The following is a 16,302-nucleotide window of genomic DNA, read 5'->3' as shown; positions in this document are numbered from 1 at the left end:
GCGCGGCCCGTGACGGCGGACTGGAGCGCCTTCGCCTTCCGCGAGTCCGCTCCAGCTCCAAGTCGAGAGCAGTTTCATCGGCTCGGGGTCGCCACGGTGCACCCGAGCCAGCCGATACGGCTCGACAGCCGCGTTCGATCGCCGGCCATCCGATGCACAGGGACAGACGCTGCGCCCCGCGCCCGCGCAGGTTCCGGGCCTTCCTGGCCGGATCGAGCGGAGCCGCGGCCGTGGAGTTCGCGATCCTCGGCCTCGTCTTCACGATGCTGCTGTGTTTCGTCGTCGAGATCGGCATGACCATGCTGATGCAGTCGACCCTGAACGAGGCCGCGCAGGCCGCTTCGCGCCTGATCCGCACCGGCAGCGTCCAACAGGCCGGCGGACAGCCGGCGCCGTTCCAGGCCGCCCTCTGTGCGAAGGTGAAGCTCCTCATGGATTGTGCGCAGGTCCGCTACGACGTGATCGCGGGCGACCGTTTCGCGACGCTGCCGATCGGCGTCCAGACCGATGCGGACAGCCAGCTCGTGAACACGCGTTTCGTTCCCGGATCGGCCGGGCAGAACGTCGTCGTGCAGGTGGGGTACACCCGAAGCCTGTACTTCCCGATCCTCAAGGACGTGATGGGCCACCATGGAAACCTGCTGATCCTGTCCACCGTGGTGTTCCAGAACGAGCCCTATTGAAGGCCGATGCGCTTCAAGACGTTCCTGCACCAGGCCCATGGCGCCGTCGCGGTCGAGTTCGCCTTCGTGGTACCGGTGATGCTGGTGTTGTTGTTCGGCGGCTTCGAGGCCGGCAGGATGGTGGATGCCTTCATGCGCCTCAACGACAGCGCGCAGATGATGGCGGACCTCGTGTCGCGGCAGAGGTCCGTCACGGCCTCCCAGGTGCAGGACTTCTGCAGCGGTGTCGGGATCGTCATGAGACCCTTCTCGACGGTTGGCTTCAGCGCCACGATCGCCAGCGTCACGCGTTCGACTTCGGGCGTCGTGGTCGACTGGCAGGACACGAGTTGCGGGGGCGGCCCATCGATCGCCGCGGCGGCGACACTGGCAGCGCCCTTCATCCCGAACCTCAACAACAGCGTCATCCTGGTCCAGGCGAGCTTTGCCTATCACCCCCTCGTCAACAACGCCGTCGCGCCCAGCCTGGCGATCGTCAAGCGCGGCTACGCGCGGACGCGGGGTGGCGTATCGGTGGCGCATGATTGAGCCGCGTGGAGCTGGTCCCCGGCGGTTGGACGGACCTCGGGCTCCGACCGGGCTTCATCTCCGCTTAACGGCTGGCAGGCAGGCTACCGCGACGATGCGGGCACCGATGTGTCGGCCCTGCAGACTGCATCAGACGTGCCGGCACCATGCTCATGAAGACGAACCCAGGCCCGGGTAGCCGACCTTGACGTGTCGCCCTTCCCCGCTGCAGCGCATGTTCCGGCAGTTCCGGAGCGATAGCCGAGGCGGTTTCGCCCTGCTGTTCGGGATCGTCGCCCCCGCCGTGCTCCTGCTGCTGTGCGGGAGCGTGGAAGTGGCCGAGGTCGTCAAGGCGAAGCGCGAACTCCAGTGGAACGTCGACACCGCCGCCCTGAACGGGGCGCGCGAAATGGGGACCGACCTGTCGAGCGCCACGGCGGCGCGCGCCCAAAGCTTCGCCGGCTCACTCGCGGCCCGGTCGACGCCCCGATGGACCGTCACCACGGCGGCTCAGATCGACTCCGCGCAGGGCACCATGACGGTCAGCCAGACGGCTTGGCGCGCCTCCTACTTCGGCAGCCTGCTCCCGCCCGGCGGGTGGCACATCGGCGTATCGAGCACGGCGGTGGTCAACCAGAGAGTGCCGTTGTGCGTGCTGGGCCTCCAAAGCGGTGGGACCAACATCGCCCTGCACGCCAGTTCCACCGTCACGGCCGGCGGCTGCCTGGTCCAAAGCAACAACAACATACAGGTCGAGTCCTCGGCCAGCCTGCAGGCGGCCGCGGTGCGGAGCGTCGGGGCCGCGAAGGGGCCGATCGCGCCGCCCGCCATCACCGACGCTCCGGCCATCGCCGATCCCTTCCAGTCGCTGGACATCGCGATCCCGAAAACCTGCACCGATCACGGGATCGAGGTGACGGAGGGAACGCAATCGCTCAATCCAGGTGTTCATTGCGGCGCCGTCAAGCTGCAAGGCAACGCGGTGCTCACGCTGAACCCGGGCGAGCACTACTTCGTCAACGGACAGTTCAACCTGGGCGGCACGTCTCGGATCAGCGGCACCGACGTCGTCCTGATCTTCAAGGGCAATTGGCAGCTGAAGTGTGCAGACTCGGCCTATGTCTCGCTGATGGGCCGGCAGTCGGGGCCTTATGCCGGGTTCGTGCTGGTGACCGACCGCAGCTTCGGCGGCAAGCTGAGCATCTCGACCGACCATGCCCGTCAACTCTACGGCACCATCTACCTGCCGAATGCCACGCTCGACGTGACCGGGACGGGCAACAAGGTCGCCGACGAGTCCCCCTGGACGGTCGTGGTCGCCAAGGGCCTGACGACGGACGGTTCGGCGAACCTCGTCATCAATTCGAACTACAACGGAGCTTCGGTCCCCGTCCCGGCCGGCGTGGGAACCAGCGACATGACGCACCTGTCCAACTGAGGTCGCTTCGGGACCGGCGCGGCGGGCTGGGTCGGAACACACCGTCGACGGCGCCCTGGCGGCAGGGCCGTCGTGGCGGCCGACCCTCGACACGAGCAGGCGGCTGGAAAAAAGGCCTTGTGGTTCGGGCGGGTCGTGATCCACTCGGCCGTGGTCGATGGACGGGTGTCGCCGGCGCGGACCGGATGGGCGGAACGGCTCGCCGTTCTCCCATGGGGTCCGGAGCGGCGGGTTCGGCCCGACCACCCGCCGCAGACGATCCGGACTTTGGTCGACGAAGCCCGGCAACCGAGCATCGCCCCATGACGTCGAACGATCCGCTGCTGCAGCCCTACGTCCTCAAGCACCTCACGCTGAGGAACAGGATCATGACGACCTCGCATGAGCCCGCCTATGCGGAGGACGGCATGCCGAAGCAGCGCTACCGGGCCTATCACGCGGCGCGCGCCGCGGGTGGCATCGCCCTGACGATGACGGCCGGGTCGGCGTCGATATCGCGCGACAGCCCTCCCGTGTTCAACAACATCCTCGCCTACAAGGACGAAGTCGTGCCTTGGATGCGGGACCTGGCCGACGCCTGCCACGAGCACGGCGCGGCGGTGATGATCCAGTTGAGCCACCTCGGGCGCCGCACCCGCTGGGACAAGGGTGACTGGATGCCGGTGGTGTCACCCTCCCACCGGCGCGAATCCGCGCATCGCGCCTTCCCCAAGAAGATGGAGGACTGGGACATCGACCGCATCGTCGGGGATTTCGGAGACGCGGCGGAACGCATGAAGGCGGCCGGGCTCGACGGCATCGAACTCGAAGCCTACGGACACCTGCTCGACCAGTTCTGGTCGCCCCTGACCAACGCGCTCGACGCACCCTACGGCGGCACCCTCGACGACCGCCTGCGGTTCAGCTTCGACGTGCTGCGCGAGATCCGCCGGCGGGTCGGGCCGGATTTCATCGTGGGCCTGCGCTACACCGCCGACGAAGCCCAGCCGGGCGGGCTCGACAAGGCGAGCGGCCTGGAGATCTCGCGGCGGCTGAAGGCCAGCGGCCTCGTCGACTTCCTCAACATCGTGAGGGGACACATCGACACCGATGCCGGCCTGACCGACGTGATCCCCATCCAGGGGATGCCGTCCGCGCCCCACCTCGACTTCGCCGGCGAGATCCGGGCCGAGACGCGCTTGCCGACCTTCCACGCAGCCCGCATCCCGGATGTGCCGACCGCCCGTCACGCCATCCAGGCCGGCAAGGTCGACATGATCGGCATGACGCGCGCCCACATGGCCGACCCCGACATCGTGCGCAAGATCATCGCCAAGCGAGAGGCCGACATCCGGCCCTGCGTCGGCGCCAACTACTGCCTCGACCGCATCTACCAGGGCGGGGCCGCCCATTGCGTCCACAACGCCGCCACGGGCCGCGAACTCACCATGCCGCACCACATCGCCAAGGCGGAAGCCAGGCGCAGGATCGTCATCGTCGGCGCCGGCCCGGCGGGCCTCGAGGCGGCCCGCGTGGCCGGGGAGCGCGGCCATGCCGTGACGGTGTTCGAGGCGGCCAGCCATCCCGGCGGCCAGATCAGGCTCACCGCCCAAAGCCCCCGCCGCCGTGAGATGATCGGCATCATCGACTGGCGGATGGCGCGCTGCGAGGCCCTGGGCGTGACGTTGCGCTTCAACACCGTGGCGGAAGCGGCCGACATCCTCGCCGAGGCACCCGACGTGGTGATCATCGCGACCGGAGGCCTGCCGCAGACGCAGGTCCTCGAACGCGGCAACGACCTCGTCGTCTCGGCCTGGGACATCATCTCGGGCGACGTCAAGCCGGGTTCGAACGTGCTGATCTTCGACGGCGCCGGCGACCACGCGGGCCTGCAGGCCGCCGAGATCGTGTCGGGCGCCGGGGCCAAGGTCGAAGTCATGACGCCGGACCGCGCCTTCGCACCGGAGGTCATGGCCATGAACCTGGTGCCCTACATGCGCGTGCTGCAGCAGCGCGACGTCACCTTCACGGTGACGTTCACGCTCGAAGCCGCGGAGCGCTCCGGGAACGGGATCCTGGCCAGGATCGGCAGCGAATACGGCGGCATCTCGAAGCAGCGCAGCGTCGACCAGATCGTGGTCAACTACGGCACCATCCCGCTCGACGAGCTTTATTTCGAACTGAAGCCGCTCTCGCGCAACCTCGGCGCCGTGAACCACGACGACCTCATCGAGGGCAGGCCCCAGATGGGCAGCCCCAACGCCGGCGGGGCTTTCCAGCTGTTCAGGATCGGCGATGCCGTCGCGTCCCGCAACACGCATGCGGCCATCTACGACGCCCTCCGCCTGGTCAAGGACCTTTGACGCGTCACGGCCGACCGGTCCGGGCCACAGGCCAAGACTGGCGCGTCCCGGTTCGGCGTCGGCGCGAGACCCGCCCAGGCGTGGCCATGTGCGGCAGCGTCATGGCGATCCGGACATCGCGGCGTCGCACCGGACCGTTCTGCTCACCGGGCGACCAAGCAGGGCGCCGAACGCGGCTCGACGTGGAACCACCGGGAGCGCCCTTCTCCCGCTGGCGGGAGAAGGTGGCGCCGCGCAGCGGCGTCGGTTGAGGGTGGGGAGCCCCGCGTGTCGTCGGTGCATCGACGCTTCGTGGCGTTCAGCCCCCCTCATCCGGCGCTTCTCGCCACCTTCTCCCCACGGGGGAGAAGGGCGAAGCGGCACCGTTGATCTCCGTTCGGCGGCCTGGGCTACCAAGGCAGCGTCTTGTCGAACCGATCGACGTAGCGCAGCCCGGGCTTGCCCCGGTTCGCCTCGACGGTATCGACCACCAGGGGGATGCTCTCCTCCAGCGACAGCGTGGCGTCACGCCCGCCCATGTCGGTCCGGACCCAGCCGGGGGCGACGAGCAGGAGCGCGTGGCCGTCCGCGGCGTGGCGGCTCGCGTATTTCTTCATGAGCATGTTCAGCGCCGCCTTGCTGGCCGCGTAGAGCTGCCAGCCATCCTGGGCGTCGGCGATGCTGCCCAGTCCGGACGTCATGATGGCGATGGCGCCGCCGGGCGGGACGATGTCGCGCAGGATTTCGGCGGCCCGCACCGGTGAAAGCGCATTGACCAGCATCATGTCGAGGAAGTCCGTCTCGGAGATGCTGGCCGGTGTCGCTTCGATGGATCGCGCGATGCCGGCGTTGATGAAGGCGACGTCCAGGCGTCGCCCCCCGAGCCGCTCCCGCAGAGCCCGGACCTGATCGGCGTGGGCGATGTCGACCGTCTCGATCTCCAGGCGGTCCGGGAAGCGCTGGGCCAGCCCGTCGAGGTCGGCCGAGGGCTTGCGCACGGTGGCGATCACCCGCCAGCCGCGCCCCAGCCACTCCTCCACGAGTGCGAGTCCGAGCCCGCGCGAAGCCCCCACCACCATCGCGGTTCCTTGCTGTGCCATGGTCCGATCCTTTCACCCGATGCCGATGACATCGTCGTGCCAGGCATCGGCGGCCACCGGTAGCGCCGAACTGTCGCGAGTTTGCGGACAGGGGGTCACAGGCGGCGCATGACGGGCGCCGGCCGGCGTGCAGGCGATCCGCACGGTCCTGCGGCGCCGAACCGCCGGATGGGGTGGCCGGGTCGCCCACGACGTCTCGCCACTCCGGTTCGCAGTCCTGGTCGGCCAGATCCTGCGGCCCGGCTCGAAGTCGGGCCATCACGGTGCCAAGCCTTCCCCCATGCCTGTGTCCCCGCAGCCCCCTTCGCTGAGCGCCTTCATGGCGGACACCACGGTCCTGATCGTCCTCTTCACGGCGACAGGCATCGTCAACGAGCGCTTCATCGCCGGCATGGGCTGGGATCAGGTGCTCCACGCCCGCGCGCTCGGGGCTGTCAGCGACGGGAGGGCCGCACCCGAGACGCGACCGACGCCGGATGTCACGACACCATCATGGCCGCCGTGACGGCTGCTCATTGGCCAAACGGTCGAGGTTCGCGATCAGGCGCGTCAGGAGGCCGACGAGCTGCTGGGTTTCCGCTGCGGTGAAACCCTCCAGTGCCTCGCGGTTGCCCTGCAGCAAAGCCACGACCGCCTCCGGCATGCGGGCCAACGCGGCCTCCTTCAGGACGATGCGGCTGCTACGCCCGTCGTCCGGATCGGGGGAGCGCTGGATCAGCCCGTCGCGCTCCATGCGGGCGAGCATCTGCGCCATCGGCGGTTGCTCGACCTTGGCGAACCGGGCGAGATCGCGCTGCGTGCTCGCCCGCCCCTCCCGCAGCGCCACCAGCACCGGCAGGTGGCCGAGACCGAAGCCCAGCGGCTTGAGCCGCGCCTCGCTCAGCCGGGCGAAGCCACGCGCCGCGAGGCTGACGAGATGACCGGGCGTCGCGAGCACATCCAGATCCATTCCCACACTCCTTGCACCCCGCCGCGGCATGATGCATATGTACATATGTAACTAGTTCACCCGCTGGCGCGCCAGCCGGGGACGATCCGAGGAGAGAACCCGATGGGCGGCGATACCGAAATCCTCGCGCGCATCTACGACCGCTTCAACGCACGGGACATCGATGGCGTGCTGGCCCTGCTCGACGACGATGTCGCCTGGGCCAACGGCATGGACGGCGGACACGTCCACGGCCACGAGGCGGTGCGCACCTACTGGACGCGCCAGTGGGCGATCGTCAGTCCGCATGTCGAGCCCGTGGCCTTCCGCGATGGGGGCGACGGCACGACCGTCGTGGAGGTGCGTCAGTCCATCCGTGACCTCGACGGCAAGCCGCTGCAAGGCCAGACGCACGGGCTCAGGGACAAGACGGTCGGTCACGTTTTCCGCCTGCGGGGTGGAAAGGTCACGCGGTTCGATATCCAGGACACCGTCTGAGCCGCCGCCCGCCGCCATCGAAATGTCGCGGCCGTCGAGCCCGCCGCTCGGCACCGCGGACCGACCGAGGCCGTTCGTGGTTGGGACGGGCGACGCGGCCCGCCGGCGCTTCGACGGAACTGCTCTCGCTTCTGGGCCGGAGCGGATTCGCCGAAGGCGACAGCGCAGGCGTCGGAGGACGCGCGGCGCGAGAGCGGGAGTTCGCATGAAGGGTTCGGCCTTGTTGACCGTCGTCGTGGCCGCCGCGATCGTCCCGGTCGTCGTGGCGGTGGGGTTCCACGGTTTCGGTGGGACGACCCCGCTTCGGGTCGACACGACCCCGCCTGGGGTCGACACCACGGCTTCGGGGACCAAGGCCGGCGGTCCGCGAACCGCCGATGCCGCGCGGGGCGCCGACCTGTTCCGGACCTGTGCGGCCTGCCATTCCGTCGGTCGCGGCGGCCCGGACGTCGACGGCCCGAACCTTTACGGGGTCGTCGGCGCCCCGGTCGCCGAGCGCAGGCCACGCTACGGTTACACGCAGGCGCTCCGGGACGTCGGCGGCGTCTGGACGGCGCAGCGCCTTGATGCGTGGCTCAAGGAGCCTGCCGCCTTCGCGCCGGGCACCGCCATGGGGTTCGCGGGTCTGGCGGACCCTCGAGATCGCGCGGACGTCATCGCGTTCCTGGCGACGCAGGGGCCGGCGCGGAAGTGATAGGGTGGGGTCGCGCGACGTCCGGCACGGCCGCCTCGGGACGACGCGCCTCCGGTGCGGGCCGGAGGCTCACGCTGCGACGCCGAGGCCGCGCAGGAAGGACTTCACCGTGAGCGACGCCCTCCCGTCCGGCGCGGACGCATTGCCCTCGCCGCTGCGCGCCCTCGTCTCCGACCGCCGCTTCGGCGCCATGCTGGGCCTCGGCTTCAGTTCGGGCATCCCGTTCCTGCTCGTCTACGTGACCCAGTCGGCCTGGCTGTCGGAGGCCAAGGTCCCGATCGGCATCCTCGGGCTGCTGAGCGAGATGACGCTGGCCTACAAGTTCAAGTTCGTCTGGGCCCCCTTCCTCGACCGCTACGACCCGCCGGGCCTCGGGCGCCTGCTCGGGCGGCGGCGCGGCTGGATCGTCCTGTCCCAGGCCGCCGTCATGCTGACGCTCGGGGGCGTGGCGCTCGGCGACCCCGCCCATTGGCTGGCCTGGACCATCGCCTTCTCGATGGCGCTCGGCTTCGCCGGCGCCACGCAGGACGTCGTGATCGACGGGTGGCGCATCACGGTGGCGCCGGTGCGCCTGCAGGCCCTGATGTCGTCCTGGGCGGAGGTCGGCTGGCGGATCGGCAACCTCGTGGCGGGCGCCGGCGCCCTCTATCTCGCGGATGCCTTCGGGTGGCGCGCCGCCTATCTCGGCATGGCGGGCGCGATGGCGCCCGGCGTGGTGGCGGCGCTGCTGGCGCCCGAGCCTCCGGTCGACCGCTCGGCGCCGGCCACCCGGCCCGGCCTCGCCGCGACCTTCGCCGATCCCATCCGCGACCTGTGGCGCCGCCTCGGCCCCATGGCGGTCCCGACCTTGCTCCTCGTGGCGGGGTTCCGCATGCCCGGCTACGTGTCCAGCGCCATGGCGGTGCCGCTCTTCAAGAGCCTGCACTATTCCAACTCCGACATCGCCACGGTGACCAAGCTGTTCGGCTTCCCGGTGGCACTCGGCGGCACGTTCCTGGCCACGGCCGTCGTGAAGCGCCTCGGCCTCATGCCGACGCTGTTCCTCGGCACGATCTTCGCCTCGGCGTCGCACCTCGCCCTGGCCTATCTCGCCGCGCACGGCGACCACGGCGGCGGCGAGTTCTGGCTCTTCGCCCTCACGGTCAGCACCGACGATTTCGCCTATGCCTTCGCCTCTATCGTCCTGATCACCTACATGTCGTCGCTGAGCGTCACCGATTACGCCGCCAGCCAATATGCGCTGCTGACATCCCTCTGCGCGCTGCCGGGGAGCGTCCTCGCCGGCACATCGGGCTTCGCGATCGAGCGTCTCGGCTTCGCCTCCTTCTTCGTCGGCACGTCGCTGATCGGGGCGCCGGTGGCACTCCTGTGCTGGTACGTCTGGTCCGTGCAGGGCAGGTCCGGGCGGGGGCCCGCCGCGGGTGCGGCGGCGTGAAAGGACGCGGCTGCGAAGCTCACGCGACCTCGGCCACCCACGCGAGGATGGCGGCGGCGACCTCGTGCGGGAACTCTTCGTGAAGGCTCAGCTTGCCACGGGGCAATCGGCGCGCCGCGATCCCCGACACCTCCGTCAGCGCCTCCATCTCGGCGCGGGACTTCGGCGGCGTGTCGGCGCCGTAGATGGCGAGGGCCGGCTCCTGCAGCGCCGCGGCCGCCGCGAGAAAGCCCGCCCGGTCGAGGAAGGGGTCGAGCTCTCCCGCCACGAAGCGCACGGCGGCGTGACGGGCGCCTTTGGCCCGCATGACGCCGCGCTTGCCGGCCTGGCGCTCCTGCGTCAGCCAGGCCGGATCGCTGTACACGTGAGCCCGGGTCATCATCCGCACCATGACGGGGTTGACGTTGAGGCGGTACAGCGCCGCGCCGAGTCCCGGAACGTCGGCGACACCTGCCAGGCGGGCGAGCCAGGACGGGCGCCGTTTCAGCATCGTCGGCAAAGGGCCGCGCCATGTCGGCGCCACCAGCACGAGTTTCCGGCCTCGAACGGGTCGCGTCGCCGCCTCTGCCATCAGGTAGCCTGCCGCGTGGCCCGCCGCCACGACCAGCACCGGTTCGCGGGCCACCTCGTCGATCGCGAAGCGGAGGAAAGCCGCGAGCGCCTCCGGGTTCCAGGCCACCGGGGGTTTCGGGACCGTGCCGAAACCCGGCCAGTCGATCGTCAGCACGGTGAAGCGCTCGGCCAGCAGCGCGGCGAGCGGGTTCATCTCCGCTCGCGTCGAGATGGAACTCAGGGCCGGCAGCAGCAGGGCCTTCGGTCCTGAACCGTGCCGGGTGGTCCCTATCACGACCTCCTGGCCCTGCCAGGGCCACACCACCGCGCTGCCCTTGCCGCCAGATGGCACCATCGTCCCACAGCCTCCCGTCCTACGGCCTCCGCCCCGAACCCCGGCATGCCATGCCGGCGCCGCCACACGCCAGCCCTCACGGGCGAGCCCGGTCCCAGGCGCGAGGCCGCATGGCTGGCGTCGCGTCGGATCTCAGATCAGATTGTGATCCATGGCGTATTGATCGGCCTCGGCCTTCGCCGCCGCCAACGCGGCTCCCGCCGCTTCCGTGTCGCTTCGCCCGTCCATGGCCCATTTCGCTTTGATCGGCTTGCCGTAGTCCGGTTTCTTCAGCTCCTCGATGTCGAAGTAGAAGCTGTTGCCGTGCCCATCGGTGACTTTGATCTCACCGCGATCGACTTCGATACCCATGCGCGGCGCTCCCGATCCCAGGCGTCCCCGCCACCATGCTCAGTTCGTCGTCGCGGCGGCCGCGGCCTTCCGGGGCGCTCGCGGCTTCCGGGCCGGTGCGGCCGGCATGTCATCGGCGGCCACGATCGCCTTGGCGACCCGCTTCCGCGCCGGCGTCGCGCGCGCGGCCGCCACCGGCTCGGCGTTGAAATCCTCGACCGCGGCGGCCCGGGCCTCGGCCTCGTCCTGCTCTCGCTCGGCCTGGTGCCAGTGCATCGCGTCCTGCCCGTGCGGGCAACCGGCCTCCTGCCAGATCCGGTGGGCACGGGCGGCGATGGCGGTTTGGCGGTCCGGGTTCATGGTGGTCTCCTGCGAGGGTTGGTGCGTCCGCCATACCCGCCGAAGACCGGCCCCGACAAGTCACGCCGGCGCCGGGGCGATCGTCGACCCGATCGTGCCATCGCACTCGCACCTCACCTCGGCACTCGTCTGGCGCCTTCCGACGCCCGCTGACGCCTTCCACATCCCGCCGGGACCGGCTGCTGTCGATCCAAGGTCGCCGTCACCGGCCGCTAGGGCCTTCTTCGGCGAATCCGCTCCGGCTCCGGATCGGGGCAGTCTCATCGCTTGGAACGGTCAGGCACGGACGACGCAGCGGAAGCCGATGTTCGTCGTGGCGCTGTCCTCCATCTCGGGGTGGCGCGCCGCGGGTCGGTAGCGGCGGCAGTAGTTCGGCGCACACAGGTAGGAGCCGCCCTTCAGCACGCGGCGGGGGATGCGGATGCCCGGCTGGGACGGGTCGAAGCTCGCCGACGGGTCGGTGGCGCGCGCGTTCGCGGCCGCGCAGCATCCCGGGGTGGCGGCATGGTGCGGCGACCAATAGTCGGCCGTCCACTCCCAAACGTTGCCGATCATGTCGGCCAGGCCGAAGGGATTGGCGGGGAAGGCGCCGACGGGCGAGGTGCCGTAGCGGTGCGGGCCCGCCTCGCCCCGGTGCGGGAACGGCCCCGGCCAGGTGTTGGCCATGCGGCGCCCGTCCGGCTCCAAGGCGTCGCCCCAGGCGTAGTCCGAGCCCTCGTGCCCGCCCCGCGCCGCGAACTCCCACTCGGCCTCGCCGGGCAGGGCCTTGCCGGCCCAGGCCGCGTAAGCCTCGGCGTCGGCGACGGCGACCTGCGTCACGGGGTGGTCGGCTCGCTCGGCCACGACGTCGCCGAGCCCCTCGGGCCGGCGCCAAGAGGCTCCCGGCACATAGCTCCACCAGGAGCCGGGCGCGCGCGACGCCGCGAAGCCCTCGGGTCGGAACACGATCGCGCCCGCGCGCAGCAGCGCCGGGTCCGCGCCCGGATAGAGGAGTGGGTCGGGCGGACGCTCCGCCACCGTGACGTGGCCCGTCGCGGCGACGAAGCCGGCGAAGGCCGCGACCGTCACGGGGGCACGGTCCATCCAGAAGCCCGCGACCGCGACGCGTCGCACCGGGCCCTCCTCGGGATAGTGCCGGTCCGATCCCATGGCGAAGTTGCCGCCGGGGATCCGGACCATGTCGGGGCCGCCTTCCGTCATCGCACCGGGGCCGGCAACGGGGCCGGCGTCATGGCCGTCATGGTGCGCCAGCGCAGGATCTCGTCGACCATGTCGCGCCGACGGTCCGCATGGGCGGGATCGTCCCACAGGTTGCGGACCTCGCGCGGATCGGCCTCGAGGTCGAAGAGCTGGCCTTCCGGGCTGTCGACGAAGTGCACCAGCTTCCAGCGGCGGTCGCGCACCATGCTCATGCAGGCCGTGCCCTTGAGGATCATGTCGCGCGCATGTTCGGCGAAGACGCGGGTTCGGCCCTCCCCGCCGCCCGCGAGCAAGGGCACGAGCGAGCGCGCCTGCATCCAGTCCGGCGGGGCGAGGCCCGCCATCTCGAGGATCGTCGGGCCGAAGTCCATCCAGGAGCACAGGTCGTCGACGGTCCGCGGCGCGAGACCGCGGCCCCAGACCACCGCCGGCACGCGCACGCTCTGCTCGTACATGGTCCACTTCTGGCTGTGGCCGTGATCGTTCAGGCAGTCGCCGTGGTCCGAGGTGAAGATCACCAGCGTGTCGTCGAGCACGCCCCGCCGCTCCAGAGCGGCGAGGAGGTTGCCGATCTGGGCGTCGATCATCGACACGTTGGCGCAGTAGTGCCGACGCTGCCGGTCCATCTGCTCGGGGGTCGGGTCGAGGAGGTGGACCACGGCGTCGTGGTCGTCCTCGGTGTGCTCGCGGCGCAGGTCCTTGAGCACCTGGGGCTGGCCGTCGATGTCGGCGCGCTCGAAGATCGGCGCGGGCAGGTCGCGGCCCTCGTAGAGCGCCAAGGCCTCGGGGGTGGGGTCGTAGGGCGGGTGGGGGCCGGGCAGGCCGATCTCGAGGAAGAAGGGCTCGCGCCCAGGGTAGATGTCGAGCCAGTGGCAGGCGAGGTCGCCGACGAAATTGTCGGGGTGCATCTCGGCTGGCAGTTCCCAGGCGAAGGCGCCCAGGCGCTCGCGGTAGTCGGGGCGCCGCGCCCAGGTCTTGCGGCTCGGCTTCTCGAAGCCGAGCGCGTAGAGCGCCTTGTCCCAGTTGTCGAGGAAGTAGGGGACGTTGACGTGGGCGCGATCCTTGTTCTCGACGACGTGCCGCTCGTGGAAGCCGAACGGGTGCTCCCAGGGAAAGGTGTGCATCTTGCCGACATTGACGCAGCGATAGCCCGAGGCGGCCAGGCTTTCGACCCAGCTCCAGCGCCACGGCTGCTCGTTGCGCAGCACGCCCGTCTGGTGCGGGTAGAGGCCGGTGAACAGGCTCGCCCGCGACGGCGCGCAGGAGGGTGCCGTCACGAACATGCGGGTGAGGCTCACCCCCTCGCGCACCAGCCGGTCGAGGTTCGGCGTCACCATGTGGGCATGGCCCTGGGCGGCGATCGTGTCGAAGCGCTGCTGGTCGGTGATCACCAGCACGATGTTGGGTCGGGTCTGCTGCGTCATGGCGAGTGTTTCCCGTGGTGGGCCTTCAGGCGAGGTCGGAGCGGTGGGTTTCGGCGGCGAGCCAGACGCAGACCGCGCTTAGGGCGCAGACCGCCGCGACGTAGACGGCGACGGGCCACCAAGCCCCGCCGGACCAGATCACCAGCGCGCTGGCGATGAGCGGCGTCGGGGCACCGCCGATCAGCGCGGACAGCTGGTAGCCGATCGAGATGCCGGTGTAGCGGACGCCCGTGCCGAACAGCTCGGAGAAGAACGAGCTCTGGATGGCGAACATCAGCCCGGTGCCGACCGCGAGCGCCATGACGATGGCGAACCAGGCCAGCAGGGTCGATCCGCTCTGGAGCAGCGGGAAATAGGCGAAGATGAAGCTGCCGGAGAGCAGCACGCCCGCCATGTAGACGGGCCGCCGTCCGAACCGGTCCGACACGAGGCCGACGAGTGGCAGGATGGCGACCTCGGCGGCCGCCGCGATGACGAAGCCCGACAGCATGGTGCCGCGGTCGACGTGCAGCGTGGTGGCGGCATAGGCGATGCCGAAGACGTTGATGACGTTGAACACCACGGCATCGGCGAGGCGCGCGCCGGTGGCGAGCGCGATGTTCTTCGGGTAGCGGCGGAACAGCTCCAGGATGGGCACCGGCGCCTGCTCGCCCGCCGCCTTGGCCTTGAGGAAGGCCGGCGTTTCCGCGATGGCGAGCCGGATGTAGACCGCCGCGGCGAGGAACACGGCGCTGATGAGGAAGGGCACGCGCCAGCCCCAGGCGAGGAAGGCGGCGGAATCCATGCGGCTGACCACGGCGAAGACCAACGTCGACAGCAGCAGGCCCATGGGGGAGCCCATCTGGGGCAGGCTGCCGATGAAGCCGCGCCGTCCCACCGGCGCGTGTTCAAGCGCGACGAGCGAGGCGCCGCCCCACTCCCCGCCGATGCCGAGACCCTGGAGCAGCCTGAGGACGACCAGCAGCGCCGGCGCCCAGACGCCGATGCTGTCGTAGGTCGGCAGCAGCCCGATGGCGAGCGTGCCGAGGCCCATGATGAGGGCGGTGGCGAGCAAAGCCGTCTTGCGCCCGATCCGGTCGCCGATGTGGCCGAACAGCACCGCGCCGATCGGGCGGCTGACGAACCCGACCGCGAAGGTCGCGAAGGCGGCGAGCGTGCCGGCCTCGGGCGAGGAGGCGGGAAAGAAGAGCTTGCCGAAGACCAGCGCCGAGGCGGTGCCGAACAGGAAGAAGTCGTACCATTCCATCAGCGAGCCGATGAAGCCTGCGACCGCGGCCCGCCTCATGTCGGTGCCGGCGGCCGCGTCGGGATTCTTCTCGTGGATCTGCGCTCGTGTCATGCCCCGTTCCCGTCCCTAGCGATGCGTGGCGGCTCTCCGGCCGTCTCACGCCATGATGGAGTCGATCCCCGTCGCTCCGATCTCCTCCGCCGCGGCCGCGGCGAGATCCCCGTCGGTGATGAGGAGGTCGAAGTCCGAAAGGTCCGCGTAGCGGTAAGGCGCGACGGCACCGAACTTGGCGGATTCGGCGAGCAGCACGTTCCGCTCGGCGACGCCGAGGCAACGGCGCTTGATGGCGGCATCGGGCAGGTCGGGCGCCGTCAGGCCGGCATGCACGGTGAAGCCCAGCGTGCCGAGAAACGCGACGTCGGCGTGCAGTCCGGCGAGCGCGGGATGGGGCCAGTCGTCGAGGGTCGCGAGGCTGCGGTTGCGGACGCGCCCACCGACCATCACAACGTCGAAGTTCCGGGACGCGAGGTGATGGGCGATCTCGATGCCGTTGGTGACGACGGTCGTGGCGAGGCCGTCCGGCAGCATCTCGGCCAGGACGAGGGAGGTCGAGGCCGACTCGAGGAAGACCGTGCCGCCGCTGGGCACGTGGGCCAGCGCCGCTCGCGCGATCCGCCGCTTTTCCGCGATCCTCAACGTCGCCCGCGCCGCCATCGACGGCTCGGGCCCGACAGCGCCCCCGCTGACGGCACCGCCGTGCACGCGGCGCACGCCTCCCGCCTCCTCCAGAACCGCGAGGTCGCGCCGGATCGTCTCCTGGGAGGTGTCGAACTCGCGCGCGAGGTCGGCGACGGTGACGCGCCCGTGAGACTTGAGTGTCTCCGCGATCCGCTGCTGGCGTTGCAGGGCGAACATCGATCCTGCCCGAATGTGACTGGTTTTGCGAGAGTGTGTGGTTCTCGCCGACGGTTGTCAACGCCCGGTGCCACGAGCGCCGATCGGCCCCGATGGGATGGTCCGGTGTGAGCGGCGATGCGTCGGAGGCCGTTGCGCCACGGGGGGCTTGGCCGGCGAAGCAGGTGGGGTCAGCGCAGACGGCCGGGCGGCGTGCGCGACACCTCGGTCAGGCCGGCCCGACTGCGGCGGGCCTGGACGAGGGACGGCGGGCTAGATGTGGAGCCTCAATAGGTTGTCCTTGTCGAGTGCGAGGCGGCTGACGGGTGGTTTTGCGCCGAGGCTCGTGTGTGGC

At 70.3% G+C, this 16,302-nt stretch carries 17 protein-coding genes; 8 read left to right on the top strand and 9 right to left on the bottom strand.

All coding sequences use genetic code 11. The features are described 5' to 3' along the window. Positions 1 to 230 precede the first annotated feature (230 nt). The 4 genes from D3272_RS17360 (at position 231) to D3272_RS17345 (ending at position 4,970) form a co-directional block, all read left to right on the top strand. On the top strand, positions 231 to 683 hold the full coding sequence (locus D3272_RS17360; protein WP_165361393.1) for a TadE/TadG family type IV pilus assembly protein: 453 nt from the start codon (positions 231 to 233) through the stop codon (positions 681 to 683). A gap of 6 nt (positions 684 to 689) precedes the next feature. Continuing rightward, a complete protein-coding gene (locus D3272_RS17355) occupies positions 690 to 1,211 on the top strand; it encodes a TadE/TadG family type IV pilus assembly protein (protein ID WP_129220480.1) in 522 nt (173 codons plus the stop codon). Between the two features lie 214 nt (positions 1,212 to 1,425). Further along, positions 1,426 to 2,628, top strand: coding sequence for a TadE/TadG family type IV pilus assembly protein (locus D3272_RS17350; protein WP_129220479.1), 1,203 nt, complete (start codon positions 1,426 to 1,428; stop codon positions 2,626 to 2,628). A gap of 302 nt (positions 2,629 to 2,930) precedes the next feature. Then, positions 2,931 to 4,970, top strand: a complete 2,040-nt coding sequence (locus D3272_RS17345) for an NADH:flavin oxidoreductase (protein ID WP_129220478.1) — start codon at positions 2,931 to 2,933, stop codon at positions 4,968 to 4,970. Between the two features lie 389 nt (positions 4,971 to 5,359). On the opposite strand, the gene D3272_RS17340 is transcribed toward D3272_RS17345, so the two are convergent. Next, the gene (locus D3272_RS17340; RefSeq protein ID WP_129220477.1) at positions 5,360 to 6,049 is read right to left on the bottom strand and encodes an SDR family NAD(P)-dependent oxidoreductase; all 690 of its coding nucleotides are present in this window, start codon (positions 6,047 to 6,049) and stop codon (positions 5,360 to 5,362) included. Positions 6,050 to 6,368: 319 nt separating this feature from the next. Here D3272_RS17340 and alaE point away from each other — a divergent pair, with 319 nt between their 5' ends. Beyond that, positions 6,369 to 6,554: an L-alanine exporter AlaE gene (gene alaE, locus D3272_RS17335; protein WP_245496637.1), complete on the top strand. Its 186-nt coding sequence runs from the start codon at positions 6,369 to 6,371 to the stop codon at positions 6,552 to 6,554. Here alaE and D3272_RS17330 read toward each other — a convergent pair. Continuing rightward, a complete protein-coding gene (locus tag D3272_RS17330) occupies positions 6,540 to 6,998 on the bottom strand; it encodes a MarR family winged helix-turn-helix transcriptional regulator (protein WP_129220476.1) in 459 nt (152 codons plus the stop codon). The two genes, alaE and D3272_RS17330, sit on opposite strands and share 15 nt — an antisense overlap. Before the next feature lie 102 nt (positions 6,999 to 7,100). Between D3272_RS17330 and D3272_RS17325 the strand changes: the two genes are divergently transcribed. From D3272_RS17325 to D3272_RS17315, 3 genes are all read left to right on the top strand, one after another. After that, a complete protein-coding gene (locus D3272_RS17325) occupies positions 7,101 to 7,475 on the top strand; it encodes a nuclear transport factor 2 family protein (protein WP_129220475.1) in 375 nt (124 codons plus the stop codon). Between the two features lie 205 nt (positions 7,476 to 7,680). Then, positions 7,681 to 8,169: a c-type cytochrome gene (locus D3272_RS17320; RefSeq protein ID WP_129220474.1), complete on the top strand. Its 489-nt coding sequence runs from the start codon at positions 7,681 to 7,683 to the stop codon at positions 8,167 to 8,169. Positions 8,170 to 8,278: 109 nt separating this feature from the next. Next, positions 8,279 to 9,604: an AmpG family muropeptide MFS transporter gene (locus D3272_RS17315; protein WP_245496636.1), complete on the top strand. Its 1,326-nt coding sequence runs from the start codon at positions 8,279 to 8,281 to the stop codon at positions 9,602 to 9,604. Positions 9,605 to 9,623: 19 nt separating this feature from the next. On the opposite strand, the gene D3272_RS17310 is transcribed toward D3272_RS17315, so the two are convergent. The 7 genes from D3272_RS17310 to D3272_RS17280 form a co-directional block, all read right to left on the bottom strand. Continuing rightward, the gene (locus D3272_RS17310; protein WP_129220473.1) at positions 9,624 to 10,511 is read right to left on the bottom strand and encodes an alpha/beta fold hydrolase; all 888 of its coding nucleotides are present in this window, start codon (positions 10,509 to 10,511) and stop codon (positions 9,624 to 9,626) included. Between the two features lie 132 nt (positions 10,512 to 10,643). Beyond that, positions 10,644 to 10,862, bottom strand: coding sequence for a hypothetical protein (locus D3272_RS17305; RefSeq protein ID WP_129220472.1), 219 nt, complete (start codon positions 10,860 to 10,862; stop codon positions 10,644 to 10,646). 39 nt (positions 10,863 to 10,901) lie between these two features. Continuing rightward, positions 10,902 to 11,201, bottom strand: coding sequence for a DUF2934 domain-containing protein (locus tag D3272_RS17300; protein WP_129220471.1), 300 nt, complete (start codon positions 11,199 to 11,201; stop codon positions 10,902 to 10,904). A gap of 276 nt (positions 11,202 to 11,477) precedes the next feature. Beyond that, entirely contained in the window at positions 11,478 to 12,380 is a 903-nt protein-coding gene (locus D3272_RS17295) for an SUMF1/EgtB/PvdO family nonheme iron enzyme (RefSeq protein ID WP_207210240.1), read from the bottom strand. 17 nt (positions 12,381 to 12,397) lie between these two features. Further along, positions 12,398 to 13,825, bottom strand: coding sequence for a sulfatase family protein (locus D3272_RS17290; protein WP_129220469.1), 1,428 nt, complete (start codon positions 13,823 to 13,825; stop codon positions 12,398 to 12,400). A 25-nt stretch (positions 13,826 to 13,850) separates the two neighbouring features. Next, on the bottom strand, positions 13,851 to 15,164 hold the full coding sequence (locus D3272_RS17285; RefSeq protein ID WP_129220468.1) for an MFS transporter: 1,314 nt from the start codon (positions 15,162 to 15,164) through the stop codon (positions 13,851 to 13,853). 45 nt (positions 15,165 to 15,209) lie between these two features. Continuing rightward, positions 15,210 to 15,968 (bottom strand): DeoR/GlpR family DNA-binding transcription regulator, encoded by a 759-nt coding sequence (locus tag D3272_RS17280; RefSeq protein WP_129220467.1) that lies wholly within the window; start codon positions 15,966 to 15,968, stop codon positions 15,210 to 15,212. Between the last annotated feature and the right edge of the window lie 334 nt (positions 15,969 to 16,302).

It is taken from the genome of Lichenibacterium ramalinae, assembly GCF_004137085.1.
Classification (GTDB): Bacteria; Pseudomonadota; Alphaproteobacteria; order Rhizobiales; family Beijerinckiaceae; genus Lichenihabitans; species Lichenihabitans ramalinae.
This window is presented reverse-complemented; position numbering and strand designations above follow the sequence as displayed.